Here is a 26,557-nt window from a genome sequence, read left to right as displayed (position 1 = left end):
ATGCTGTTTTTTGATGATTGGGAAAGTTCTTGAGAATGAAGGTTTTTTGCAGGAGGGGCTTCGCTTAAAACGCCTGCTTTGAGCAGGCCCAATGTAAAAGCCCCTCCCTGCTTCGGATCAATTATTGCAGCCTATCCGGTCGCAATCAAACGTTAACCCCAAAAGAAGCGGCCAAAGGCCCAAGGCCACCGGCAAAACCTTGGCCGACGGCTTTAAACTTCCAATCCGCGCCGACGCGGTAGATTTCGCCGAAAATCATGGCTGTCTCAATGGAAGCGTCTTCGCTCAAATCGTAACGGGCAATTTCCGCGCCGCCGTCTTCGTTGATAATACGGATATAAGCATGGTTGACTTGACCAAAATTCTGTTTGCGCACATCGGCTTCATGAATGGTTACCGCAAACACGATTTTATCCAGGTCAGCGGGGACTTTGGATAATTCAACCTTGACGCTTTCATCGTCGCCATCACCCGCGCCGGTGGTGTTATCGCCCATATGCTGAACCGCGCCATTGCCGACGACTTTATTATTGTAAAAGCAAAAATCGCTGTCTGAGCGGACTTTACCGTCCATTTTAACCAGAAAGGCACTGGCATCTAAATCAAACGCCGCGCCATCGGTTGCACGAGCGTCCCAGCCTAATCCGACTGCGATTTTATTCAATCCCGGCGCTTCTTTGCTGAGATTAACGTTACCGCCTTTCGTAAGTGATACTGCCATGCTTCTCTCCTTATTGTTATTGAAGTTTATAGTGGATTGCCATCGCTAAAGCCGTACAGCGGCTAACGGAAATTTTATCGCCTGCCCCGGATTAATCCGCATTGGCGAACCAAAGCAGCCGCGCTGCTTGTGTATCCCCGATCTTCGCCATTAAGTTCCGACAATACGTCGATAGACACCGGCCCTCATGATAACCGCTAATAAACGGCTTGCATAGTAAGCTATGGATTTCATAAAAGCGGTTTATTCCATCTGTTATTGGGCTACATGAGATAAGAGGTACGCCCCCACGGATAGGGCCCCGTCATTAAATTAAGGCGCTGTCATAATTGTGGGAGCGGCGGCGGAGCGGGAATGATCATGCCTTAGGTTCTGGCGAATGGCGCAAGCGGGCTATACATTTCAACAGCCTGGGCAGATTGCAAATAATGTATTTTGTATACTGTTTTCCCTCATAACAGACAGCATGCCAACGATTGGTCCAACCTGATTGATTTTTGAATTGCAATTAATTCAGTCTGACCCCATGAGTTTCGGCAAATAGCTTCCCGGTTATCATTTCATGAAATTATGCGGCGCAGTGCGTTTGCAAATTACAGTCCCAAGGTCTCACCTGGAATGCTAGAACTGCTCCGGCTTCGCATAGCTTTGCACACCATGAAGTGCGGGACGTCAATCACCTACTTAAAAGGTTTAAATATTGCTAGAATTGCAAATCGAAACCATAATGCAACCTTGCCCATCATCAAGGAATCCACCATGCCGGCACTGACCATAAAAAACATCCCGGACTCGCTTTACGAACAATTAAAAACGGCGGCCGAATTGCACAGAAGAAGCATCAACAGTGAAGTTATCGTTTGTCTTGAAAAAATACTAACGCCCACAAAAATAACGCCCGCCGACCGCTTAAGCCGCATTGAACAGCTGCGCTCCAGCATCAAAACTAACCGCATCACGCTCGAAGACATTGAACAGGCCATTAACAGCGGACGGCCATGATTATTGCGGACACCAATATCATCAGCTATCTTTTTCTGCCGACTGTCTATTCGGAAAAAGCGAGCCGGCTTTATCAAACCGACGCCGATTGGGCCGCACCCAGCCTTTGGCGTAGCGAATTTCGTAATGTGCTTGCACTTTATTTACGACAACAAATCATTACCTTGGCAGAAGCTTTGCTGATCCAGGAAGAAGCTGAAGCGTTAATGGCCGATCATGAATTTACCGTAACATCCGTGCAAGTTTTGGCGTTAGCCGATAGCGGCAATTGTTCTGCCTATGATTGTGAATTTGTCGCCCTGGCAAAACAGTTAGACGTAAAACTGGTGACTCAGGACAAAAAGATACTGCGTGAATTTCCAGAAATTGCGGTATCGCTGGATGATTTTTTAAATTAACTGGCAATAAACGCACATCAAAATTCGACGCCTTTATCCCCTCTCCCGTTAAAGCAGCCACAATCGGTCTTTCGCATATTCGACTGACCGGCCATTTGAATGGACGTTTTGCACTCTATAGCGGCCCAGCCCAATGTTCGCACGAGCAGTTCCGGCTAAAGCTGGTATTATAAACACGCTGTGCTTGCGTCTTGCTTAGTTCGCAAGGCGGCACCTCATGCCAGCGCCTACAAACAATTTGCAACCGACTCACGATGAAACAAAAAATCCAAGCCCTGCTGAACCAACTCAACCACGGACTGGTTGAACGTGAAGATACCCTAAAAACTGCGCTGCTCACCGTGTTGGCTGGCGAAAATCTGGTGCTGATTGGCCCGCCCGGCACAGGCAAAAGCCTTATTGCGCGACGCATTGCCGAGAGTTTGGCGCACAGCAGCGATGACAACGCTTATTTCGAATATCTGCTGACCAAGTTCTCGACGCCGGAAGAAATTTTTGGGCCATTGTCAATAACTGAACTCAAGGCAGACCGCTTCAAGCGCAACACAGAGGGCTATTTACCGACGGTGAACATGGCGTTTCTGGACGAGATTTTCAAAGCCAGTTCGTCCATCCTCAACGCGCTACTGACGATTTTGAACGAGCGTATTTATCACAATGGCGCGGAGCCGCAACGTGTACCCATGCAGGCGTTGATTGCCGCCTCCAACGAATTGCCCACCGACCAGGAAGAACTCAGCGCTCTGTATGACCGCTTTTTAGTGCGGAGCTTTGTGGATTATGTCAGACAGGACAACCTTCATCGCCTGTTTGAGAAGACGGCAGAAATGCTGGAACTAAACAAGCTTACTGAGGCCGATCTGGCCGATATTAAGCGTGAGGCCGAATCCGTCACCCTTCCGCCGGATATTGTGGAAGCCATGCAGCGCATTTGGGGGCAGCATAAAGAGACCTTCAAGGAAGACCGCCGCGAGAACCTGTCTGATCGCCGCTTAAAGAAAGTGATCAAGCTGCTGTGCTTTTCCGCAGCCACAAATGGGCGTAGCCAGGTCGACTTGTCCGATGTGTTTCTGCTGAAGGATTGCCTGTGGAATCATCAGGAAAATGCGATCAAAGTGCGTGACCTCATCCTGAAAACCTTGCGAAGCTTTAGCCGCTCGGTGCCGAAAGTCGAAGTTATGGCAATTTCTGTTATTGAAGACGAAGTACAGACTTATGACGGTGTCACAGGAAAATCGCCATCCGCTCCCGCCCAAGCCAGCGCAAAACTTAATACGGTGGTCAGCGGTTTTAAAGGCAGCGGCACCGCAGAAGATCCGCTATTGATTCAAACGGTCGAAGAACTCATGGACCTAAGCCGGCCGGAGGTGGGTCTGAACGGCTATTACTTCCGGCAAACCGCCGACATCGACTGCTCCGCGCTCAGCACCTGGACAGACATTTCCTTTATCGGGAATTACGACGGCGGTGGGCACATCATTAAATACAAAAAAAACGGAGATGACTGGTGTCAGCTCTTCCGCAATATTGAGACTCAATCCAGAATCACAAACCTTATGCTGGAAGACTTAAGGCTTGCCGCCACCGCAAAAGGCAGCAACATCACCCACTGCTTATCGACTATTGATTTGATAAAAGATCAAGCAACTAATTGCACCATTGCTTCCTGTCTAGCAGGCGAGAGCTTGATCTGGGGCTCGGCAACCGGCTGTAACATTACTGCCTGCGAATCGGGCGGTTTCTTGATTGGAGGTGCTGTTACCAGTTCTACCATCACGGATTGTTTGGCGGTGCTAGGTGTAGATAGGAATACTAATTATGATGGTGGATATGGCGGCATAGCCGCTACCTTAGCCAACGGTAGCGTGGTTGAGCGGTGTTTTGTTATGGGGGGACTACGAAATATTGGTGCGTTCTGTGGCATCGCTCGATACTGTTATAACGCTATCGTCCGAAAATGTGCTTTAGGCAGACTTGATGGGGAGACATGGTGGGTGCAGAATCGTATCTGTGATGCCGAGGCCATATCCACACTTGAAAACAATGTCTCCATTGATAGCAATCCCGGCACGGACGATATGAATGGAAAGGACGGCAAAACCGTTGATTCAGCGTTATTCAAGCAGCGTTACTTTGAGCACACGCTGGACTGGGATTTCAAGGAGGTGTGGCGATGGGATGAAGCGAAAGACAGGCCGGCATTGCGTTCGATAGGTATGGGCGCGATATCGCAACAGGCCAAACCCGCTGGCAAAGATAACAACATGGTGGACTTGCTTACCCTGCAAATGCGCGCCAACATCTGGCTGTAAGGAGCAGTGCCCGATGTTTTCCATTGTTGCCAATACCGTCCTATCTGGGATGAATGCGCTCAAGGCCGGCATCCCTATTGGGCTAAAAGCGTTCAAGTATTTTGTCGACAGTACCTTTCGGGATAAGGTGACACCAGTGCCCGGCAGTGTGTTGTATTGCGATTTATGGGTTGCAGTGGAGCACTCGGGCATTTATCTAGGCGAGGGGGAAATTTCGAATATCGTCGTCGATGGCTTGGCGGAGAGCACGGTAAGCCGCAGTAGTCCGCAGAGTTTTACTTCCAAAAGCACGCTGGGGCGCAAGATTTATGTTTCCTGCGATAGTCACGGTCCGGTGGGGCATCCTTCCGTGGCACACGGCGCGGACGCCCATGTCGGCGAACGTGCGTTTTATGGTCTGGTCATCAAAAATTGCCACCAGTTTTCCAGCAAGTGCGTGAATTATGCGGACCGGGATTACGCTGGCCGCTCGCTGTGGGATAATTTGCTGTCGGTGCTCCCAGGGGAAACGTGGGAACCGACGCTGGGCCTCTTGAAGGATGCGGCACGGAAAAAATTGGGGGCAACGAAATGGCGCCTGTGGGATTGGGATAAAGATGCCGAACATAACCCGCCTTCCGAGCCTGATTGGCGAGCGCACACTGATTTTTTTCGAAACCTCCCGCTCGATGTACAAAGCATTGCACAAATCCGCACCGAACTGGCGGCAACCCAAACTTATGAACAAGAAATCGCCGATGAAAAGATTCCCGAACCTATTCGTCAGCGCCTTAAGAGTTTCCGGCAAACGCTAGACGATATTTCGCAAAAATATGAGGAAGTGAAAGACTTCCTCGCCTCATGTCATGGCGCGAGTTTTTCCTATGCCGAGCTGGAAGCCTGCGCGGATGACTTTGCCGCGTTGGCGGCACAACTGCAAAACAACGCGAAAATAAAGGAACTCGCCCGAAAAATGGGCCGCGATTACATCTCGGAAGAGAAAAAGAAACAAGTCAGAATTCCTCAAGCCAGCAAAAGCGAAGTTCACGGCACGCACCGTAGCGACGATGTGATGCGGGTATTGCCCAGCGAGTTGTTGAATCTCGAAGATGAAACGCTGGAGACTTTGTTTTATGCCCGCCTGCTGGAAAAAAATCTGCTGTCGTATGAATTGCAAGGCGTGACTTTCATCAACGGCGAAGAAACGGAAACCATCCAAAAACGCACGGGGCCGGTAGTGGCCTGTCTGGACACATCGGCGAGCATGCAAGGTGCACCGCTATTGAAGGCCAAAGCACTATTGCTGGCGATTGCCAATATCCTGAAACAGGAAGACCGCTCGCTGCATGTGCTGTTGTTTGGCTCGACTGGGGAAATTCGAGAATATTCGATGGCTGGACAGAATGATTCGGCAGATTTGTTGAAGTTCTTGCAACAAGGCTTTGGTGGCGGTACCGATTTTGAAACGCCGTTACAACACGCCTTTGAGATTATTGCATCTCAGAAGGATTATAAGAAAGCCGACGTGTTGATGATTTCTGATGGCGATTGCAGTTTGTCGCCTGTGTTTACGAAAACCGTTAAGTCGCAAAAAACAATCTTGAATTGCACTGTTTATTCCGTGCTTTGCGCTGGCTCCAGAGTTGAGGATGCTTTTAGTGATGAAGTTGTGGTGTTATAGGGCTTTGCTGTATAAATCGGCGCACAGTGCTTGAACTGAGCTGATCGCTGTTGAACAGTCCATCAGCATGAGCGAACCCACCTCGCCCAAGTACCGTATCACCAACTGGAAGCCCTGAAACCAAGCTCTTTGTCAGCGCGGTTCGTTAATGATCTGGCGGGACAAGAAAAAGGCCTAGTAAAATTAAATTGCACGGGATTTTGGCAATGCTCGTACAGTCAAAAGCCCTTACAACAACGCCTTAATCTCCGGCACGCAAGAGCCGCAATTGGTTCCGGCTTTTAGGCAACGGCCGACTTCCTGATGGGTTTTGAGGCCTTTTTCCCTGATCGCGGCTTTGATGGTAAGTTCCCCGACATTAAAACAGGCGCAAACGATGGCGCCGACATCGGCCTCACCTACCGGCGGGCAGCCGGTCAATAACGCCACGCGCTCTATTTTTTCCAATTCTGTTTTTGCAAACAACCCCGTCAGCCAGTTGCGTTCAGGAAGCCCAGACCCGGCGGCGATAAAAACCACGCTTTCCAGCTGCTTATTCACGATATGCGCGGCCCTGTAATTGCCAAGGCTGGGGTCTTGATATTCCTGCCACTGCGAGGCATCGGCATCGCTGCCGCCGAGGTTATTTTGCGCCCAATCCCGCCAGTTTTCAGGCACAGCCTGTCCTGCCAGCTCATAGCGGTAGAATTGTTCGCCTTTGATTTTTACCCAATAATCCGGCGCGTTGATGACCAGCTCGCTACGGGACAGGATAAAACCTTGCCAGGCGGATCGATAAGCGCTGATACGCACCGGCGTGTGCTTGCTTTCCGGTTGCTTTGAAATCGGGTCGACCACGGCATTCACTAGCGCGCCCATGCGCCCTCGACTGGCATATTGCTCGGTCCAGTGCATCGGAACGAAAAGGCTGCCCGGAAGTTGGTTGTCGGTAATCTGCACCCGCGCGACCATTGATCCCCAAAAACTCTTTATCATAGCCAGACTGTTTCCAGCCAAGCCGTAGCGCTCGGCATCAAGCGGATGCACATCGACAAAAGGCTCGGGCTTGTGCTGATTCAACTTAGCCGCAATGGCCGTGCGCGTCATGGTGTGCCACTGGTCGCGCAAGCGACCGGTGTTTAAAATCAGCGGATATGCATGGTCCGGCAGATTGACCGGCCGGAGCGGCCTGACGGTTATAAACCGGGCTTTGCCCGATTCGGTAAAAAACTGCCCGTCAGCAAACAGCCGGGCCCTGCCCTGCGGATAGGCCTGATTGACCGGCCACTGGATCGGCTGTAAATGATCGTAATCATGCCGGGTAATGTCCGCAAACGCCGATATGTCAAAATCGCGCGAACCGTTATTTTCAAAACCGGACAGCCGGGCGTGTTCTCTGAAAATCTCGACCTGGCTTTGGTACGGGAATGCCTGTCCAAAGCCCATGCGTCGCGCCACTTCAGTGATAATCCACCAGTCCGGTTTGGCGTCGCCCGCCGGTTTGAATAACGCCCGCTGCCGGGAAATGCGCCGTTCGGAATTGGTGACCGTGCCGTCTTTCTCGCTCCAGCCTTGCGCGGGCAGCAGCACATGCGCCAGGGCGGTGGTATCGGTATCGGCGATGCAATCGGACACCACCACAAATTGGCAGCCCTGCAAGGCCAGTTTGACTCTGTCGGCATCGGGCAAACTGACCACGGGGTTGGTGCCCATAATCCACACGGCTTTGACTTTGCCGCTGTAGATGGCATCGAACAGCTCGACGGCGGGATAGCCCGGCTTTTGGGCAATATTCTTGCTGCCCCAAAACCGTGCGACCCGGTCGATATCGTCGGCGTTGGAAAAATCCATATGCGCGGCCAGCTGATGCGCCAGTCCGCCGACTTCGCGCCCGCCCATCGCATTCGGTTGTCCGGTCAGCGAGAATGGGCCCATTCCCGGCTTGCCTATGCTGCCGGTTGCCAAATGGCAGTTGATGATGGCGTTGACCTTGTCGGTGCCGGAGGACGACTGGTTGATGCCCTGGCTGTACAGGCTAATGATTTTTTTATGTCCGGCGAACCAGCCATAAAAACGGTGCAGGTCGTCTTTGTTCAGTTGGCAGATGGCCGCGGCCCGTTCCAGATCGATGCCGGCGGAAGCCAAGGCCGGCTCAAAGCTTTCGGTATGGGCTTTTATATAAGCTAAATCCAGCGCGTTCTGATCGCTTAAAAAATGCAGCAAGCCGTTAAACAAAACCGCGTCGGTGCCGCTCGCCAGCGGCAGGTGCAAATCGGCAATGTCGCAACTGGCGGTGCGGCGCGGGTCGATCACGACGATTTTTAACGCCGGGTTGGCTTCCTTGGCCGCGCGTATCCGCTGGAAAATGACCGGATGGCACCACGCGGCATTCGAGCCGATCAGCACGATCATCTCGGCCTGTTCAAAATCCTCATAACAGCCCGGCACGGTATCCGAACCGAAGGCGCGCTTATGGCCTGCGACCGACGATGACATGCACAAGCGGCTGTTGGTATCCATATTGCCGCTGCCGATAAAGCCTTTCATCAGCTTGTTGGCGACGTAATAATCTTCGGTCAGCAATTGCCCGGAGCCGTAAATCGCCACCGCGTCCGCGCCGTATTTTTCGATAACGCTGCTAAAGGTGCCCGCGACCAGATCCAATGCCTGATTCCAGCCGGTTTCGCGCCCGTAAATTTTCGGCTGCAACAACCTGCCTTTAAGTTCAACGGTTTCGCCAAGCGCCGAGCCTTTGGAGCAAAGCCGCCCGAAATTGGCCGGATGCGTGGCGTCGCCGCTGATTTTAAGACGATGCTGCGCTGCATCGACCTTGGCGCTGATGCCGCAGCCTACGCCGCAGTAAGGGCAAGTGGTTTGGATGTTTTTAGTCATTGGGACTACTCGTAATAAACATCCAAAGCAAGCTTTGGACTCCAAGAAACACTAATGCCGGAGTTCAAAGCTGGCTTTGAATATAGGTAAGGGGGCGTGAGCTTTGTAATGCCAAAAATTATGCGATGCCTGCGTAAGCTTTACCAAAAACCAAAGCCTCTCTTATATTCGAAATATCGTCCTCCTGCTCCAGCAATTGCTGGTACCAGCCGCCATCCGCCGTGTCGCCATACAGCACGGCGCCGATCAGCTTGCCGGCTTTAACGACCAGCTTCTTATAAACGCCTACAGCGGGATCGGTAAAACAGATGCTTTCGCTGTGGTCGTCGCCCTGAAAATCGCCGACCGAAAACAGGTTGATGCCGGTCACTTTAAGCTTGGTGGCAGCCGGCAAGGAGACATATTCCGCCGCACCATGCGCACTCAAATGGTTGGCGCAGACTTTGGCCTGTTCAAACAGCGGGGCAACCAGTCCGAAAGTGGCGCCGCGATGCTGGATGCATTCGCCTACCGCATAAACGCTGGGATCGTAACTTTGCAAGGTATCATTGACGACGATGCCGCGCTGGCAATAAATCCCCGCTCGCTGGGCCAGCGCCACATTGGGGCGCACGCCGATGGCGGTAACAAACAGGTCGCATTCCAGTCGGCCGCCATCCTCGAAGCTAACCTCCGTAATATGCTTGTTCTCATCGCCCAATAATTGCTTGAGCTTGGCGGCCATTTTAAATTTCAGGCCGCGTTGCTCCAGTTCCGTTTGCAGCATTTTTGCGGCAGGCCTGTCCATTTGCCGGTTTAGCAAGAATTCATGGTTATGAATCACGGTGACGTCCATGCCTCTTAAAACCAAGCCGTTGGCGGCTTCCAGACCTAACAGCCCGCCGCCCAAAACCACAGCTTTGTTATGGCTACGGCTGTAGTTAAGCATTTTATTGACATCGACAATATCCCGAAAACTGATCACGCCTTCCAGATTATTGCCGGGAACCTCAGGCATGACAGCATTGGAACCGGTCGCGATTAACAGCCGGTCATAGCCGGCCACTGTCCCGTCTTGGGCGTAGACATCCTTTTTTTTCCGGTCTATGTACACCACGGTTTTACCCTCACCGGCATGCAGCTTTATGCCGTTGTCGAGGTACCACTGGCGGTCATTGATAACAATGTCCTCAATGGTTTTCTCGCCGCACAGCACCGAGGACAACATGATACGGTTGTAGTTGCCGTAAGGTTCGGCGCCGAACACGGTAATGTCGTATTTATCCGGGGCGGCGCTTAGCAGTTCTTCGACGGTACGCATACCCGCCATGCCATTGCCGATTACGACCAAGCGTTGCTTCATCTGTTGGCTCCTTATGTAAATGCATCAGGTCAATCTGTATGAAGTTTCAGTAGCAAACGCTATGCCGACTTTGAAGGGTCTTATTGCAGCCTATGTCTAAAGGCATGCGAGCAGCCACCATCGCACTAATATGGTGCACAAATAGCTTGCTAATGCTTTTAAACAGGCAATAATAGTGCAAACCGACAGGCAAAAGCCCAAGCTTTCGCCTATTCTGAATATCGGCCTGTAAATTGCTATATAAATCGTAATACCTACTAACCATACGCCAGCCATGCATAAACGTATACTTGATCACCTTAACGCCGCCATCTTATTATTTGATCGCGACCTGGTTCTCACTTACCTTAATTCTGCCGGAGAAATCCTGCTTGCCGACAGCTCGCGCCATCTGGTGGGGCTTGGCGCTCATGAGTTGTTCAGGTCTTCCGACCCGGCGTTGCTGATGAATTTACAACAATGCCTGACTATGGCGGAACCGCTGGTGGACCGTGAGCTTATGCTGGACCGCATGACTCACAGCCTGACCATCAACCTTAGCGCAACGCCGCTATTAAAGGATGAGCGGGTTAACGAGATTTTGGTCGAGTTGCAGCAGGTCGATAACCATCTGCGCATCTCCAAGGAAGAGCAGCTGCTAACCCAGCAAAACACTGCGCGATTGCTGGTCAGGGGCTTGGCGCACGAAATCAAAAATCCGCTGGGCGGCCTGCGCGGTGCGGCGCAATTGCTGGATCTGGAATTAGACGACCCGGAACTTAAGGAATATACCCGTATCATCATTGCCGAATCCGACCGCCTGCAAGGCTTGCTGGATAAAATGCTGGGGCCCAACAAACTGCCCGATAAAAAAGCCATCAATATTCATGAAGTGCTGGAGCGGGTCAGGCAACTGGTTCAGGCCGAATCCAGCCTCGCCATTCAATTCGACTACGACCCCAGCATTCCGGACATACTGGCCGATAAAGACCAACTGATCCAGGCTGTTCTGAATATCGCCAAAAACGCCGTGCAGGCATTGAACGGCGAAGGCGAGATCGTTTTTAAAACCCGAATTCACCGGCAAGTCACCATCGGCCGCAAGCGCTATAAACTGGCGGTAAAGTGTGACATTGTCGATAACGGTCCGGGCATCGACGCGGACATGATGAACCAAATATTCTACCCGATGATTACCGGGCGCGCGGAAGGCACGGGGCTGGGTTTATCGATAGCCCAAGCACTGATCAATCAGCATAGCGGCTTGATTGAATGCTCCAGCGAACCTGGAAACACGGTATTTTCAATCTTCTTACCGATTATTGCGCAGGAGGAAACCAATGGCTAAACCAGAAACCGTCTGGGTTACCGACGATGATCAATCCATCCGCTGGGTCGTGGAAAAAGCCCTGAAAAAAGCGGACTTCGTCACCCGCAGTTTTTCCTGCGCGGCCGATTTGCTGAGCGCATTGCAGGACGACCTGCCCGATGCGCTGATTACCGATATTCGCATGCCGGGCATGGACGGATTGGAACTTTTGGATAAGGTTCAGCTGAGCCATCCGAATTTGCCGGTGATTGTAATGACCGCGCATTCCGATCTGGAAAGCGCGGTCTCGTCATTCCACGGTGGCGCTTTTGAATACATGCCCAAGCCCTTCGACATTAAGGAAGTCATCGATCTGGCTCATCGGGCCTGCATTCACAGCAGGCAGCAGCAAACGGAGGCGGCATCGGATACGCCTGCGGCTGAGGAAAACACGCCGGAGATTATCGGCGAAGCACCCGCTATGCAGGAGGTATTCCGCGCGATAGGACGACTGGCCCGCTCCAACATTACCGTGCTAATCAACGGCGAGTCGGGGACCGGCAAGGAACTGGTCGCCAAAGCCTTGCATCGCCACAGCCCCAGGGCAGGCAACCCGTTCATTGCGCTGAATATGGCCGCCATCCCCAAAGACCTGATGGAGTCGGAACTGTTCGGCCATGAGAAAGGCGCATTTACCGGCGCCCAGTCGCGCCGCGTCGGACGCTTCGAACAAGCCAATGGCGGCACGCTGTTTCTTGATGAAATCGGCGACATGCCCGCCGAACTGCAAACCCGTTTATTACGGGTTCTGGCCGACGGCGAGTTCTATCCGGTCGGGTCGCATGCCTCCGTCAAAGCCGATGTACGCATTATTGCCGCCACCCATCAGGATCTTAAAGCTCTGGTAGAGCAAGGCCGTTTTCGGGAAGATTTATTCCACCGCTTAAACGTGATCCGTATCCATATCCCGTCCCTGCGTGAGCGCAAACAGGATATCCCGTTGCTGATGCATCACTTTTTGAACCTGGCGGCGACCGAGCTCAATACCGAAATTAAAGTCTTAAAACCGGATGCGGAGGCGTTTTTAAGCACATTGGATTGGCCGGGCAATGTCCGGCAACTGGAAAACAGCTGTCGCTGGCTGACCGTGATGGCTTCGGGCCGGGAAATTCACCTGCACGACCTGCCGCCCGAATTGCTGGGAACCACATCGGAAAAAAGTGCCGCGGATACCGGCTGGGAAGCCTTGCTGAGGGATTCGATAGACCAGATGTTGTTGCTTGGCAATGAGGCCGAAATCGCCAAACACGTCATTCCCACTGTCGAATCCATTCTGATTAAAGCGGCGTTAAAATTTACCCGCGGCAAACGCCACGAAGCGGCTATTTTATTAGGCTATGGAAGAAACACCTTAACCCGGAAAATTCAGGAGTTGAACCTATAACTGCATTGTCTCTTCATGAAGCAGCACTAGGCAACCGTTCATCAGCCATTGCTTTCTTTCCTTGCCCGGAACAAAGCCAGGGAAGAATGCGATAGCAATAACTCACTGAAAAACCGCGACAATATGTCACATTCCCCTACCCATCATTTATCGCTAATATAATATCAACTCTTGAGATGCAAATTCCTCCTTGGAATTCAGAGTTTATATCCTTCTCTAATGCGGCCTCACCGGCCGCATTTTTTTTGCCTAAAACTGCGGTTTAGACAAGAAAAGTTATTCCCAATCAAATCCAGCCTCATCCGGCTTCAAATTTCGGTTTTATACCTCCATTTTCTGGCTCTCGACAATAGCCCCGCATCGCCTCGGCAACTGCCCTACTATTCCATTGTTATTTCAATTCCCTGCAAACAGCACGTTCTTTTACGTATAACGCCTGATTTCGGCCGTTACATCCGATAAAAATCAGGTTAACACCTGAGCTTGAATCAGGGTTTTACCCGAGTTTACTTTTTTAGCTTTCCTATACATTACTTTCAACGGAGTAATCATCCAGACCGGAGTCAATATTGTTCGCCTTGTCTCCAGACAGGAGGAGACGTTGAACGGTAGTCTTCAAGCAGGACAGTCGGACTGTCTATCCAATCTCGGGCATGGATGCAAATCAAGGTTCGATGTTTTTCGATGTTTAAGAATGTCAATATCAAAATACATCGGTCTTTGGCTCTTTGGCAAAAGATAGTGAGGTGATCCTATGAAAACCAAACATACACTAGTTGCAGTAGCGCTTACTGCGTTGAGCTTGTCCGCAAATGCCGATCTGGCACGAGTCGGGCCAACTAATTTACCTTCCCCAGCGGGACACGGTTTTCCAAACTGGTATCAGGACCTGAACGGAACCGTCCTCGATTTATGCTTGCCCAACGCCAGCGACCCTGGTGCGGCTCAGCAAAACGCCTGTTTGCTGGTCGGGCCAGGCTTGCCCGATCCGCCTTATAGCTTCCCGAACAATTTCCCTGACGAGGCTTTTTACTTTAATGCCACGTCCTTGCTGGATATGCCAGGCGGCAAGCGCGCCACCCTGGTTTTGGCGCTGGAAGCGGCTTTCTCCATAGGCCCTGTGGTCCCAGGCGATCAGGTAGTATTCACCCGCATCCGCTTGTTTGCGGGCGTTCCAGAAGCCGGCATTTACACCGTGACGCATCCTTACGGCGTCGAGACCTTCCCGGTTGATGCCGTTTCTGCCGGCAATAGCGACATCCGCTTCAGCGAAGACGTCGGCGTCGCGCGCGGCGATTTTAACGGCGCGCTCCACAGCCGTGTCGGGCCTTTCTTGCAACGGGCCGACAGTCTTGGGGCTCCGGTCGGACCGGTCACGCTCAATGGCGCTCAATTCCTGTCAGACGGGCTTGACACGGAATTCGTCACCGGCAGTCCCTTCGGTACCAACTATTTCGAGATCTGCGGCGTCCGTGCCGACGACTCCCCTATTTTATTGGGTGACCAAGGCGCTACCGGTACGTGTCTGCGCTCAGACCAGTTCAGCCTGATGGGCCGCCTGCACGACTTTGTTGCCAATCCAATTCCCAGTCCGCTGGATATCTACAACAGCTTCTACAAACGCGATGCTGCCGGTACGCAGGTTGATGTTTATGCCCGCAATACCAAGCTGCTGCCCTCGCAGCCTGATCCTTCGCTGACGGCGGCGGCAACTAACATAGCGCCAGTCAAAATGATACCTTTCGGTCCCGCCGCGCTTGGGGAATTCTACAGCCAGGGCCTGGTCGATCCTTTAGGTGCGTTGCCCGGTCCTGTGTCGGTCATCAACAGCGCCGACAACCCGCCCAGCATCTTCACCAAGCATGCGGTCGATGTCGTAACGGCGGCTTCGGCGAATTATGCCGGCCAGACGCTGACCGTGATTGCGACCAGCAGCGACAAGGGCTTCGATGGCGATCAGGCGCCTGCTCTTGCGCTGGAGGGCTACAGCGGAACAGCCGCGTCAAACAATAACGCTAACGACCCTGCGGAAATGGTATTAACAGCGACCGGTGTCGTCACACCGCCGGATACCGTTACCGTTAAATCGACTGCCGGCGGCAGCGGAACCTTCCCTGTGGCACGCCCTCAGATAATCATAGGTGGCGGCACCGTATCCGCGCCCGGCGTGCCGCTTGCCCTGGATGATGCCGCAGCAGTTGAAGCGGGAGGTGCGGCAGTAGATATTCCGGTTACGGCTAATGATGTCGCGAATCCGGCTGCCCCCATCACATCGGTGCAATTGATTGGCGCAGCGATACCGGCCGGCTCCGGCTCGGCGACCGTTAATGGTGCAGTCATCACTTATACGCCGGGTTCTGTGAACGGCGATGTGACTTTCCAATATACCGCCACCAACAGCGTCGGCCAGTCCAATGCAGCAACGGTAACCGTCACGGTCTCACCGTCCGCAGCAGGGCCTGCGCCGATTGTTAATCCCGATGGCCCGGTCAATGTGGCTGTCAACCAGTCGACAGTGATCGACGTGCTAACCAACGACTCGGGCAACGGCGGTACGCTGAATCCTGCATCGGTATTAGTGTCTAACGTCACCGGAACCGCTGTCGCGCCAACTGTCGATGCAACCGGCAAGGTGGCTTACACGGCCGGAGCGACGGCGGGCACTTTCGGCTTCGATTACACGGTAGCCAATGACAACGGCCAGGTTTCGCCATCTGCGCATGTTACCGTGACCATTGTTAATACTGAAAATATCCAGGTAACCACATCGCTGTGCAAGATCATCAATGCCACTTCGGGCGAATGGCGTGTCTCTGGAACCAGCACGGTGCAAAGTAACAACAACATCCAGTTGTACCTGACAGCCTCAGTGCCGGCCGACTTGAATACTAATAAGCTGGGCGCCGCAGTTCCTGTAGCCGCCGGTGCGTGGGATTTCAGGGCAAAACCGGGGCCTGCCTGCAAAACGCCGATCAGCTTGCGGTCATCAGCGACAGGCGCTACGAGGGCCAATATAGCCGTTAACCTCAAGTAAATACGTGAATGCATTGAAAAACAAAGCACCGGTTCCGCAAAGAACCGGTGCCTGTCTAAAGTATAAAAACCGAGGTGTATCATGTTTAAGAAAACACATGAAAACCGACCAGAAAAGACTGTGGCCTGCGGTATGAGGCGAGTCAACGTCGTTCAGCGACGGTGCTGTTCATTCAAACCCGACCTGACCACAGGCATTGGTCAACGTAACTTTTTACTCAATAACCCGATTCTCCTGGCCGCAATTCTGTTCTGCCTTTTCGGCGGCACGAACAAGGCTCATGCGGCATTCAACATCCCGACCGCGACTGTGGATCCGATAACCGGACTCTTTACTCCCGAACCCAGCCCGCTGTGTATTAATGGTTCGTGTGCGACAGCTTTTACCGCCAAGATGTTGATGTTTGAAGAATTCGGGCTTAAGAACATGTCCAGCTCATCTTCATCAACAATCTCAGCATTGCCGGAACCTACTGATTGCCAGAGCGCACCGGACGGTCCGGCACTGGACGACTTTCTTCATGAAGACCTTTATTCTGTTCCCACTCGTACAGCTGACCAGGCGCTGCCTAATCTTTGGGACACTAAAGTGCGGACTTGCGTCGGGTTAACGCCTGAGACGCCGACAACCGCCGACGGCCGTCCAGGCGGCGAATGGTTTGCCCATCAACGCTGGGATGAGTTCCCGGCACAGGCCTATTTTCAATCGGCGATGGCCGGATCGCGTGTTAATGGCGGTCTTCGCGACAAGCACCAACTGCATGAGTACAAAGAGGGAGAATTCGGCCCCGGCGGACTTTACTATCTGCCTGACGGCACCACAGCGGGAATAGCAATAAAGATGCATCCTAATTTGCCTATCCAGGATGCCAATTCCGTGTGGACGTTTGACGGCACACTGCCCCCCAAACTGCTGATGGCGCGTTATGGGGAATCCATTCTGTTCCGCCATTACAACGCCCTGCCGATCGATGTGGCGGCCAACAACGGTTTTGGCAAGAACACTATCACTACCCACGAGCATAACGGTCATAACCCGGCCGAAAGCGACGGCTATATGCATGCCTACTTTTATCCTGGCCAGTTTTATGATTACCACTGGCCGATGATTCTAGCGGGACATGACAGCATTAATACCGGAGCTACAGACATGAAGACCGGCGCGCCTGACGGTAACGGCGATATCGCCTACGTTCCCGGCGACTGGCACGAAACCATGAGTACCCATTGGTTTCACGACCACATGCTGGATTACACTGCGCAGAATGTCTATAAAGGCAACGCTGCCATGATGAACTATTACAGTGCCCTGGATCGTGGCAGGGAGCCTAAGGATATGAAGGAAGCCAGCGGCGATCCTTCCAAGCCGGGTTACGGTTGCCAATACGCCGACCCTGACCCTGCCCACCCTAGCCCTTACAACGTGAATCTTTGTTTACCTAGCGGTTCGGGACTCGATTGGGGAAACCGCGATTATGATATGAATCTGCTGGTTGCCGACAAGGCCTGGGATAATAACGGCCAGCTTAAATTCAATATCTTTAACACCGATGGCTACCTGGGCGACCGCATTACCGTCAACTGGATTTACAAGCCTTATGTCGACGTTCGCGCCCGCCGCTATCGTCTGCGCATTTTGAACGGCAGTGTCTCGCGTTGGTTCAAGATCGCTATCGTCGATGAAGCCGGCAAGGTCGTCCCATCCTACATGATCGCTAACGACGGCAACCTCATGCAGCACGCCGTAAAGTTCCCCAATTCAGCCTCTGCCCAAGGGGCTTGGCCTGAGCAAGGCATTGCCGAACGCTACGATATGATCGTCGATTTTAAGGGCATGGCAGGCAAAAAATTGTACCTGGTTAATTTGCTGGAGCATGTAGACGGCAGAGGCCCGAAAAAAGTCATTGTCTTGACCGATGTGCTCAGCGGGAAATACAGGGCGGATGGCAAAAACGGCGATCCGGGTGTCGGCAAGTTCCTTGAGTTCCGGGTCCAGAATTACTCAGGTACCGATTTGAGCATGAACCCGGCGGATTATGCGGAAGGCAAGAAACAGATGATCCCATTGAATAAACCGACGACCCAGGAACTGCAAGCCGCGGTGCAAAGAACCTTCGTATTCGGCAGGTCCAATGGCACGGATCTAGTGCCATGGACCATCAAAACCGATGGCGGCGACGGCTTAGCTGCGGATCCGCACCGGGTTTCAGCGGCTCCCGGCACCGGCAAAACCGAGATATGGCATATCAAGCTTAATAATCAAGGTTCGAGCCATCCGGTGCATATTCACTTTGAAGAAGGGCAAATTCTTTACCGTGGCGGCAAGGCGCCGCCGCCTTGGGAAAAATATGCGCGTAAAGATGTGTACCGGATCGGGGGACTGCCGGACAGTACCGCCAGTGTTGATGTTGCTATCCGCTTCAGGGAGTTTGCCGGAACTTATGTCGAACATTGCCACAATACCCAGCATGAGGATAAGGCGATGTTGTTGCGGTGGGATGTTCAGAATCCCGGTCAAACGTTAGCCATACCTACACCCATGCCGGACTGGGATGGTGTTCAATACGATCCCAGCGTTTATTTACCGACCGCTAAAACCGGTGATCTGGATGCAAAGAAATCGTTTGTTTTACCTCAATAGTCAGGGCACAGGAGGACAACGATGACAACGCATAGCGCCCTTGGTTATTTGAAGAGGCTTGTATTCATAGTCGCTATGCTAACGCTTGGAGGCAGCCCGGTTTGGGCCGCTCCCAAGGGGGCCCCTTGGGGAGAAAAATATTTTCCTAATGTCGAATTAGTCAATCAAGATGGCAAAACGGTGCGCTTTTATGATGACATGATCAAAGATAAAGTCGTCGCCATTAACTTTATTTATACGCACTGTGGCGATACTTGCCCGACCGAGACGGCTAGTTTGCGCCAAGTGTACAAGCTGTTGGCTGATCGTATGGGAAAAGATATTTTCTTTTACTCGATCAGTATTGATCCGGAGCACGATACGCCCAAAGTACTTAAAGAATATGCCGAAAGGTTCAAGATTGGTTCCGGTTCCGGCTGGAGCTTTCTGACGGGACCCAAAGCGGATACCACTCTTTTGCGAAAAAAATTGGGCTTATTCAGAGACGGTATCGAAGCCAATAAACTCGGCGAACATAACACCAGTTTTCTCGTAGGCAATGAAAGCACGGGGCAATGGATAAAACGCTCTCCTTTCGACGAACCCAAGGTTTTGGCTTGGCTATTGGGCCGGTCTTTGAGTCATGCCAAGGCGGATCAAAAAGCAGAACTCGCCGGTTATGCACAGGCACAAAAAATACCTAGGATCAGCAAGGGCGAAGACCTGTTCCGCTCCCGCTGCGATTCCTGCCACAGTCTGGGTGCAGCCGATGGCTTGGGGCCTGGGCTGCAAGGGGTGACCCAGCGGCGTGATAGAGCATGGCTGGCTCGCTGGCTAAAAATGCCGGATCGAATGCTGGAGGAAAAAGACCCTGTCGCCACCGAACTTTTTAATCGCTACCGGAAGCTTTCGATGCCGAACCTTAGATTAACCGACGCCGAAATAGAAGCGCTGATCAATTATATGGAAGCCTATGTCCAGACGAACTGACCCATCCAAACGGTCGATGCCGGTTTATCGGCAGCTGTAAGTACAACATTCCAAAAGGATGAGCTATCTGAACCTGCTCGGAGACACTTCGAGCAGGTTTTTTTGCTTGAATAAGCCGGTAAATCACCTCGTCATCATAGCGTTTCGATACCACCCTAGTACTGGTACTTATTTCTTTGACACACGCCCAACGCTACCATAGAACCAGCAGGGTAACTGCCGCCATATAGCTTGTAACTGTCGTAGAACCTATATTGTAGCCGTTTATGACATGGACAAATTTTAGTCCGCCTTGCCTTAAATAACTCTTAATTCCGAACATGGTCATCTTCCCGGCGCACAATTTTGATCAACCAAAATTTGTGTTTTAAAAAGCGCGAGGGCAGCAGCCCGTTAAAAACATTAAGTGATATTTTGGAGGATCAATATGTACAAGATTGCGATAATCGAGAGCGAACCCATTATCAGGGAGGGGCTCTGTATCCTATTATCCAAAGAACCCGGTTTTACTGTCGTTTTTCAAGCTTCCGCCCCTGCCGCGCTTTTTCATCAGGTTTGGCAAACCCCGCCAAAGCTGGTTTTATTGGACATGATGATGCCGAAAAGATACGGCGTAGAAGTCATACAAGAAATAAAAAGGCGCTGGCAGACAACTAAAATCCTGATCTTTACGCTCAAAGATACCGAAGAAAATATTTACGCTGCATTTCGCGCCGGTGCCGACGGTTATATACTCAAAGGCACAACATTGCCGCAATTGGTTGAAGCCATAAAAAATATCGTAGCAGGCCAGTATTACGTTTGCGCGGACATCCTGCCAAAGATTATCCATAGCTATGTTGAAGCGGAAAAAGAACCTATCGACAACAGATTAAGCTGTAACCTGACTTACAGGGAAGCACAGTTGCTGAAACTGATAGCCGCAGGTTACAAGAATAAGGAAATCGCCAATAGTCTTTGTATCAGTATAAAGACAGTAGAAACGCATCGCGCCACATTAATGAAGAAATTTAATGCGCATAATGTAGCGACATTGCTATCGGTTGCGGGTCAGGCAGGCTCCGGATTTTCCCCGCAGACCTGAAAGGATCTTTAAATCCCTCAGCATTGATAGGGCCGTAAAGCGTCTTAGACTGTGAAAGTATTCTGTTTAAGAGACTCAACACGGAGAACACAGACGACTTGCATGGACAGATTTTTGCTCCAGGCAAAATCTGCATTGACCTCCAGGGAGGGAGGAAATGCCGCAAGATTGCCTGGAGCAATCGCGGCCACCACATCCCTGTGGTTTAGCCCGGTAGGGTACGCATTGCGTACCATTTTCAACATTTTCCGCTGAATTAAATTCCAAAAAGGTACGCGATGCGTACCCTACGGTGCTGTTTAAGAGATTAACCACGGAGGACACAGAGAACACGGAGTTTTATATTGCATTAACTCTGTGTTCTCCGTGTTCTTTGTGGTGAATAATTCTTTCAGCCTGATTTGGATAATACTTTCACAGTCTCGTCTGTTACGTATCCCTCAGATCGCCACAGGCCATACCAATGCCCCAGTTCTTTTTAACGGCGAGCCAGCGCATTAACCGGACTTCATCGGCAATGCGCTAGCTTCTACTTTTCTACCCGGAATATCCCCCACAGGCCATTGTCAAACTGGAACGATGCCTGATCCCGGTACAAATAATCGCCCGGCGTGCCGTAATAACCGCCCGCGCCGTTGGTCAACAGCAAATTAAGATGGCTGCCGGCACCTATGCCCGCTTCGCTCCCCTTCCATTCCGACCAGTTATTGACAGCCATCACCGTTGAACCGTTGGCGTAGGGTTCTTCCTGCCAGCCGTGCCCATGTAGCTGAAATACATGGTTGCGCGCGTGACCGCCCGGTTGCAAAACCCGCAAACGAACACTATCGCCGACTTTGGACTTGAAGATCGGGGTTTCCGAAACGCCTTGCAGCGCGTTGCTAAAGTCTTCGTTGCGGGTCAGCTCCAGAGCTGTTTCCGGAGCAAAGCCCATCCTGGTCCACAGCGGTTCGGTTTTGTAGTTGAATGCTTTCTGTCCCGAATCTTCGGGATCTTCAGACTGTGCGGTGTTTGGTACCGGCATTCCATTCTGCTGGAGATTCAGGTCGTCCTGAAAGATCAGCACATGTTCCCTGAATTGAGTGGCTCCGTCAGCCAGCGTCACCGTCGCCGAGGCGCGCGAATCGATGTCTTCGATCCAGGTCGACCCCAACGGCTCAATGATCATCGCGGCGATGGCGCCCTTGCCGGTTTGCTTGATCCGGTCCGACGGCATCAGGTTGATGGCGCCATATTCCACCGGTTCGGCAAACCGGCGTAGCGGGTCCGATGTGGCAGTCGGATCGGTTTTGACAGTCGCCCTGCCGGCATACCATTTGTATTTGACGGTCTGCCCGGGCGCTGCGACAGAAGGTGTTGTTGTCCATAACGACGGGTTAAGTCCGACATTCAGTCCGCCGTTGGTCAGCGCATCAAACTCCAGCAATTGCGGCGTCAGTCCTGTATAGCTGGACGGCAGAATATGGTTGTTGTTGAAGCCTTCCACGATCATCGGCAACGTGCTGTAGCCGTCGGCTTGGGTGCTGCTTAGATCCGCCGGAAGGTGATTGACCAGATCCAGGGTAATGCAGTCCCCCGCCCTGGCGCGAAGAATCAAAGGTTCTACGGGAACGCCCCGTTTCAACCGGTTGGTTTTTTTGTCGAAATCCGTATCGCGAACATACAGGATAGCCCCCGGATCTTCCAGGCCGGCGCTGTAGTTATAAACCAGCGGACCGCCCAGCACATCACGCGCCAGAAAAGCATGCACCTTGAAGCCAACCTGGGGCGCATTGCTCGGGCAGACGCCGCTCATGCTTACGCAATTGGGATCGCTATTTTTGCCTCCGGAGCAAGTCATCGCCGGCAGCGCTGTCCCTTTCGGGTTGCTGGACAATTTAGCCAGGGTCGGCGCCGGGTATTGGCTGGTGAAGGTTCCTTTGCCGTTATAAGCCCGTATGAGTCCCCACAGACCGTTCCAGACATCGTCTGTAGCGGCTCCCGGAAAGTAGGCAAAATCGGCCCAGGGGGTATCTCCTTTGACGGCGTTCACAGCGGGCACTTCAAACTCGAAATGCTCGGAAATGCCCAGCATTTGCGAATTTTTATAGCCGGAGTCTTTCAAGGACGGCTCGAACAGCCACTTGATACCGTGGGCACTGAAGTTATGCCCTTCTTCATGCGCGCCCATCAGAACCCTGATCTGGACCTTATCGCCGGTATACGCTTTCAATAACGGGGTGAACGGATCGCCGGGCATTACATTCTTGGTTAACGGCCAGGAAAAAAACGCCGGCTGAGTGTTCAACTCGTTAATAGCCCGGTCCGTCCGTGATTCGAAGGCGAACGAAAGATCCCCCGGCTTGCCGGTTGTTTGCCCGTTTGTGCCGTTATTGATGCGTTGGGCTATTGGCTCGTTGCGGTAGTTTACCGTCATGGTCCCTGGGTCTTCCGCGGAAATGGCTTCAGGACAGGGCCTTGCGCCGCCGCCCGGACAGGTCGGTGCGACAGCCAGCAGATTATGTAGCCCGTCTTCCATTTTTCCGGGCGGGTTAACCGGTGTGCCATCCGGCCGGTAGGCGAGCGAAAAATCGCCCATTTCCAGCATGAACTCGCGGTAAGGTTTTTCGCCGTTGCCGGGCTCGATGATGGCCTGCCAGCTGGTCGGACCGCCATCATTTCTTCCGCCCAAGACCGCCCCGGTTTCATTATGCTTCCATATCGAACCCGCCGGTTCAATAACCAGACCGGCATAAAGCCCCGGATGCTGGTGTGTTGACGGGCCGAAATGGTCGTGGGTGAAGACCGTGCGCAACGTCCGGTCTTCACCGACATTATTGGTCACATCATCGGCGTACCAACGCTGCACCGTGGTTTGCACGCAGTTGCCCTTGCCTTTTTCAAATCCATCCAATGTACATACGGAGGGTTTGACGGCATTGGCGTCGTCAGGGTCCAGCCATTGCCCTTCGGGAGCGTTCAGCGCAACTTGGCGCTCGTGGATTTCTTCAGGGCTGAAGGTGCCGTCTTCGTAGTTCCAACCGTTGCCGGAACCGTCGGACGAGGTGGCATCGAATTTAACCAGGTGGATATGCTGGCCGATAATGTCGGTCGGCGTCTCGACCTGGAAATCATCCTTTTTATACACATTAGGAACCAGGTTGGTGTGTTCAAAGGTGATGCACTCGCCGCTGTTGGCTCTAAAAAAGAACGGTTCAGGCGGCCTTTTGCCGTCAATCGTATCAGCCACGTCGTCCCATAAGGCCAGAATACGCTGCTGCGGAAAATGCCAGCCAGCCTTGTTCATTTTGACATCCAGTTGGATGGCCGCGGCATGGTAAAAACGGTTGTTGCCGGTCGCGGGCTGCTGGGCATCGTTAACACACGGGTCGGCATAAGGCGCACCGGCAACAGCAGGCAGGCCGTTGACCTTGAATGAACCGGTGCCGCTGCCATCCGGTTTCGGCGTGTCGTACTGATTCGGCCCCTTTGTGTCGCCGTCGCCGCCATGGAATAACATCGCCTGCCTTTCCCACGGCGTTCCGGATTCCGGCAGCTTTTTCGCGACCAGCGTATTCAATATCTTGTTGAAATTATCCCGCTCTTGATAGCCGGTCGCCGTACCGGCGGTGACTATATGCCTGGGCAACCCGCCATCGACAAGGGTATCCATCGGCGGATGCGGCGGACGGTGTCCGGCAATTCCGGGAATGAAAAACGGATAGCCGGGGTTGCCCGTTGCTACCTCGGGCAATTTGACCTGGCCCGTCGGCGCCCCTGCCTTGTATTCGATCTCCACCTTGGCGCCGGGCAACGGCGCCATCGCCATGGTCGGCATCGGTACCAATGCCGGTATCGGTGTGCCCGCCTTGATTTCATTATCCGGCAATGCCCTGGAACCTTGCGCCGGCCTGCCGTCCGTGGCCATGACGGTGCCGGTTTCCAGGACATCATGAACCCGCCATAACTCCCACATACCCTGGGCAAAATGGGTGTAAAAATGGCAATGGAATATCGAATCGCCCGGCGTCCGGTTGCGGTTGCCGCTGCCGTGGTGGGCGATTTCATAGGTATAACCGCTGCCCGGCCCGATGCTTTGGCTGTCCAGATACGCGGAGTTGTCGCTATCGGGAGTGTGCAGCCATTGGTGGGCGTGCAGGTGGAAGATGTGATGTTCCTTGGGACCTGCATGCAGATTCCTGAATTTCACCCGGTCATTGAGATAGCTGTGGTGAACATTGGACGGGTCGTCAGGAAAGTAGGCTTTGGTCGCGAACCGTGGGTTGTCAACCACGCCCTTGCCTTTGGCATTAACGCTTGCCGGCATGTCGACCACCATTGCCGGATCACCCAGTACCCAAGAGGTTAAAAAGAATTCTTCATATTTGCACTCGACGCAGTCTTTCATCGGGCCGAGTTTTAACCGGTTGGCGATGATTTCCGAGCCGATGCCGCCTGATCCGTAATTGATCGCGAAACCGTCCCTGACGCCGTGCAAGGTGTGCATAAAGGCCGGGTCGTTGTACCAGGCTGGAAATGCCTGAACCGCCTTGATTTCGTCATGATAGATCACGGTAAATTCGCGGAACGGGTCGGTGCGGCCGGGATAAATCGCGTTGTTAGGTTCCTGCTTGCTTGCAAACGCTCCCAGACCGGGTCCGGTGATGATCGCGTTCAGGTCGGAATGAACGATCTCGCTGCCATTCAGCATGTTCATTATCGGCGTTCCGGCAAAAGGATGGGGAGCTGTTCCTTCGATTTTCCAGGTATAGGGCGGTATTTCGCTGTTAAAGGCTTCCGCTATCGTTACCTTGGCCGAGCCATCGGCAAAAACTTCTTCGATCTGCGCCTTACCTTTCTCTCCGATCAAGGTTTTACCGGCATCATCGGCAATAAAGCCGGTATTGCTGGTCAGAGCGGTCATGGTCGCCTTGGTAGTGCCGTCCTGAGCGGTGGTCAGGCTGAGCTGCTCGGCCGGTTTACGGGTTTCAATGGCGGGGTAAACGGCCTCATAATCGATGAGCGGATAATATTTTCCGTCAGATTGGGTTGAACCCGTCGCGGCTAATGCCAGATCCTGTTCCGTCACTTGGCTGCGGTACCACTGTGCGCCCTTGTTTTCTACATTGACCGCGCCGAACAGGCCGTGAGCCAGCGATCCGCCGTTGCCTTCGCCGCCTGTGGTCGCCGCCGTACTGTAGGCAAAATAAGTGCCTTCTTTTTGGGCATAAAAGGTGTAAGTTTTGACTTCATCCGGTTTTGCCAGGCTGTCGGCATTATTAGCGACGTACGAGCCATCCGATTCGATGCCTTGCGCCTGCATGCCGAGCACATGAAACGATGCGGTGCGCGTGGCCGGTCCGTCGTCGTTTTTAACCGCCGTCGCATTGGGGTCAAGGCTGCTGGGTGCGATCGGAGCTTGCAAAGAACCTGACAAGGTCGGACTGAGCCAGTTGGTAAAATTGACGGTCAGGCAATCGCCTTCGTTAACGCGCAGCACCAAAGGCCTGGGGCGCTTGCCGGGCCGCAGCATCGCGTTTCCGGCGGATGGGGTCGTTCCGGTGATGGCAACGACATCGCGTTTCAGGGCATAAATCATCCCCGACGGATTCATCGCTCCGAGCCGGTTATAATAGAGAACCTGGTCTAGCGCAACCACATCGGCGGTTATGCACGCCTGAGCCAGGTTTGTTGCCGCCAGCATCAATACTAACAAACACGACTTAGCGGGCGATGGAGTTACGAATTGGATTTTGGTCTGAACATTAGGTTGTAACTTCATAATTACTCTCCTGAATTTGTTCAAGCAAACT

15 protein-coding genes are annotated in these 26,557 nt (G+C 52.8%); 10 read left to right on the top strand and 5 right to left on the bottom strand.

What is annotated here, in order from left to right:
• Positions 1-145: 145 nt before the first annotated feature.
• Positions 146-721 carry a TerD family protein gene (locus M0R47_RS05835; RefSeq protein WP_292551670.1) on the bottom strand — a complete coding sequence of 192 codons (576 nt, stop codon included), beginning with the start codon at positions 719-721 and terminating at the stop codon, positions 146-148.
• Between the two features lie 759 nt (positions 722-1,480).
• Between M0R47_RS05835 and M0R47_RS05830 the strand changes: the two genes are divergently transcribed.
• From M0R47_RS05830 to M0R47_RS05815, 4 genes are all read left to right on the top strand, one after another.
• On the top strand, positions 1,481-1,723 hold the full coding sequence (locus tag M0R47_RS05830) for an Arc family DNA-binding protein (protein WP_292551667.1): 243 nt from the start codon (positions 1,481-1,483) through the stop codon (positions 1,721-1,723).
• Positions 1,720-2,121, top strand: coding sequence for a type II toxin-antitoxin system VapC family toxin (locus M0R47_RS05825; protein WP_292551664.1), 402 nt, complete (start codon positions 1,720-1,722; stop codon positions 2,119-2,121). Before M0R47_RS05830 ends, M0R47_RS05825 begins: the two co-directional genes overlap by 4 nt.
• 254 nt (positions 2,122-2,375) lie before the next feature.
• A complete protein-coding gene (locus M0R47_RS05820; RefSeq protein WP_292551662.1) occupies positions 2,376-4,433 on the top strand; it encodes an AAA family ATPase in 2,058 nt (685 codons plus the stop codon).
• 13 nt (positions 4,434-4,446) lie between these two features.
• Positions 4,447-6,093 (top strand): VWA domain-containing protein, encoded by a 1,647-nt coding sequence (locus M0R47_RS05815; RefSeq protein ID WP_292551659.1) that lies wholly within the window; start codon positions 4,447-4,449, stop codon positions 6,091-6,093.
• A gap of 228 nt (positions 6,094-6,321) precedes the next feature.
• On the opposite strand, the gene M0R47_RS05810 is transcribed toward M0R47_RS05815, so the two are convergent.
• Both M0R47_RS05810 and M0R47_RS05805 read right to left on the bottom strand, forming a co-directional pair.
• Entirely contained in the window at positions 6,322-8,964 is a 2,643-nt protein-coding gene (locus tag M0R47_RS05810; protein ID WP_292551656.1) for a nitrate reductase, read from the bottom strand.
• Positions 8,965-9,082: 118 nt separating this feature from the next.
• Positions 9,083-10,306, bottom strand: coding sequence for an FAD-dependent oxidoreductase (locus tag M0R47_RS05805; protein ID WP_292551654.1), 1,224 nt, complete (start codon positions 10,304-10,306; stop codon positions 9,083-9,085).
• Between the two features lie 274 nt (positions 10,307-10,580).
• On the opposite strand from M0R47_RS05805, the gene glnL reads away from it, so the two are divergent.
• The 6 genes from glnL (at position 10,581) to M0R47_RS05775 (ending at position 20,765) form a co-directional block, all read left to right on the top strand.
• Positions 10,581-11,633: a nitrogen regulation protein NR(II) gene (glnL, locus tag M0R47_RS05800; protein WP_292551651.1), complete on the top strand. Its 1,053-nt coding sequence runs from the start codon at positions 10,581-10,583 to the stop codon at positions 11,631-11,633.
• Positions 11,626-13,038 carry a nitrogen regulation protein NR(I) gene (gene ntrC, locus M0R47_RS05795; protein ID WP_292551649.1) on the top strand — a complete coding sequence of 471 codons (1,413 nt, stop codon included), beginning with the start codon at positions 11,626-11,628 and terminating at the stop codon, positions 13,036-13,038. The genes glnL and ntrC overlap by 8 nt, the downstream gene beginning before the upstream one ends.
• A gap of 754 nt (positions 13,039-13,792) precedes the next feature.
• On the top strand, positions 13,793-16,072 hold the full coding sequence (locus tag M0R47_RS05790) for a hypothetical protein (RefSeq protein WP_292551647.1): 2,280 nt from the start codon (positions 13,793-13,795) through the stop codon (positions 16,070-16,072).
• Between the two features lie 81 nt (positions 16,073-16,153).
• Entirely contained in the window at positions 16,154-18,712 is a 2,559-nt protein-coding gene (locus tag M0R47_RS05785; protein ID WP_292551644.1) for a multicopper oxidase domain-containing protein, read from the top strand.
• A 21-nt stretch (positions 18,713-18,733) separates the two neighbouring features.
• The gene (locus M0R47_RS05780) at positions 18,734-19,681 is read left to right on the top strand and encodes an SCO family protein (RefSeq protein ID WP_292551641.1); all 948 of its coding nucleotides are present in this window, start codon (positions 18,734-18,736) and stop codon (positions 19,679-19,681) included.
• Positions 19,682-20,108: 427 nt separating this feature from the next.
• Complete coding sequence (locus M0R47_RS05775; protein ID WP_292551638.1) at positions 20,109-20,765, top strand: response regulator transcription factor; 657 nt, start codon at positions 20,109-20,111, stop codon at positions 20,763-20,765.
• 44 nt (positions 20,766-20,809) lie between these two features.
• On the opposite strand, the gene M0R47_RS05770 is transcribed toward M0R47_RS05775, so the two are convergent.
• Positions 20,810-21,001 carry a hypothetical protein gene (locus M0R47_RS05770; RefSeq protein ID WP_292551635.1) on the bottom strand — a complete coding sequence of 64 codons (192 nt, stop codon included), beginning with the start codon at positions 20,999-21,001 and terminating at the stop codon, positions 20,810-20,812.
• Between the two features lie 293 nt (positions 21,002-21,294).
• Positions 21,295-26,526 (bottom strand): hypothetical protein, encoded by a 5,232-nt coding sequence (locus M0R47_RS05765; protein WP_292551632.1) that lies wholly within the window; start codon positions 26,524-26,526, stop codon positions 21,295-21,297.
• Positions 26,527-26,557: the final 31 nt, after the last annotated feature.

Source organism: Methylobacter sp., assembly GCF_023227905.1.
GTDB lineage: Bacteria > Pseudomonadota > Gammaproteobacteria > Methylococcales > Methylomonadaceae > Methylobacter_A.
Note: the sequence above shows the minus strand (reverse complement) of the source record. Positions and strands in the feature narration are given on the sequence as shown.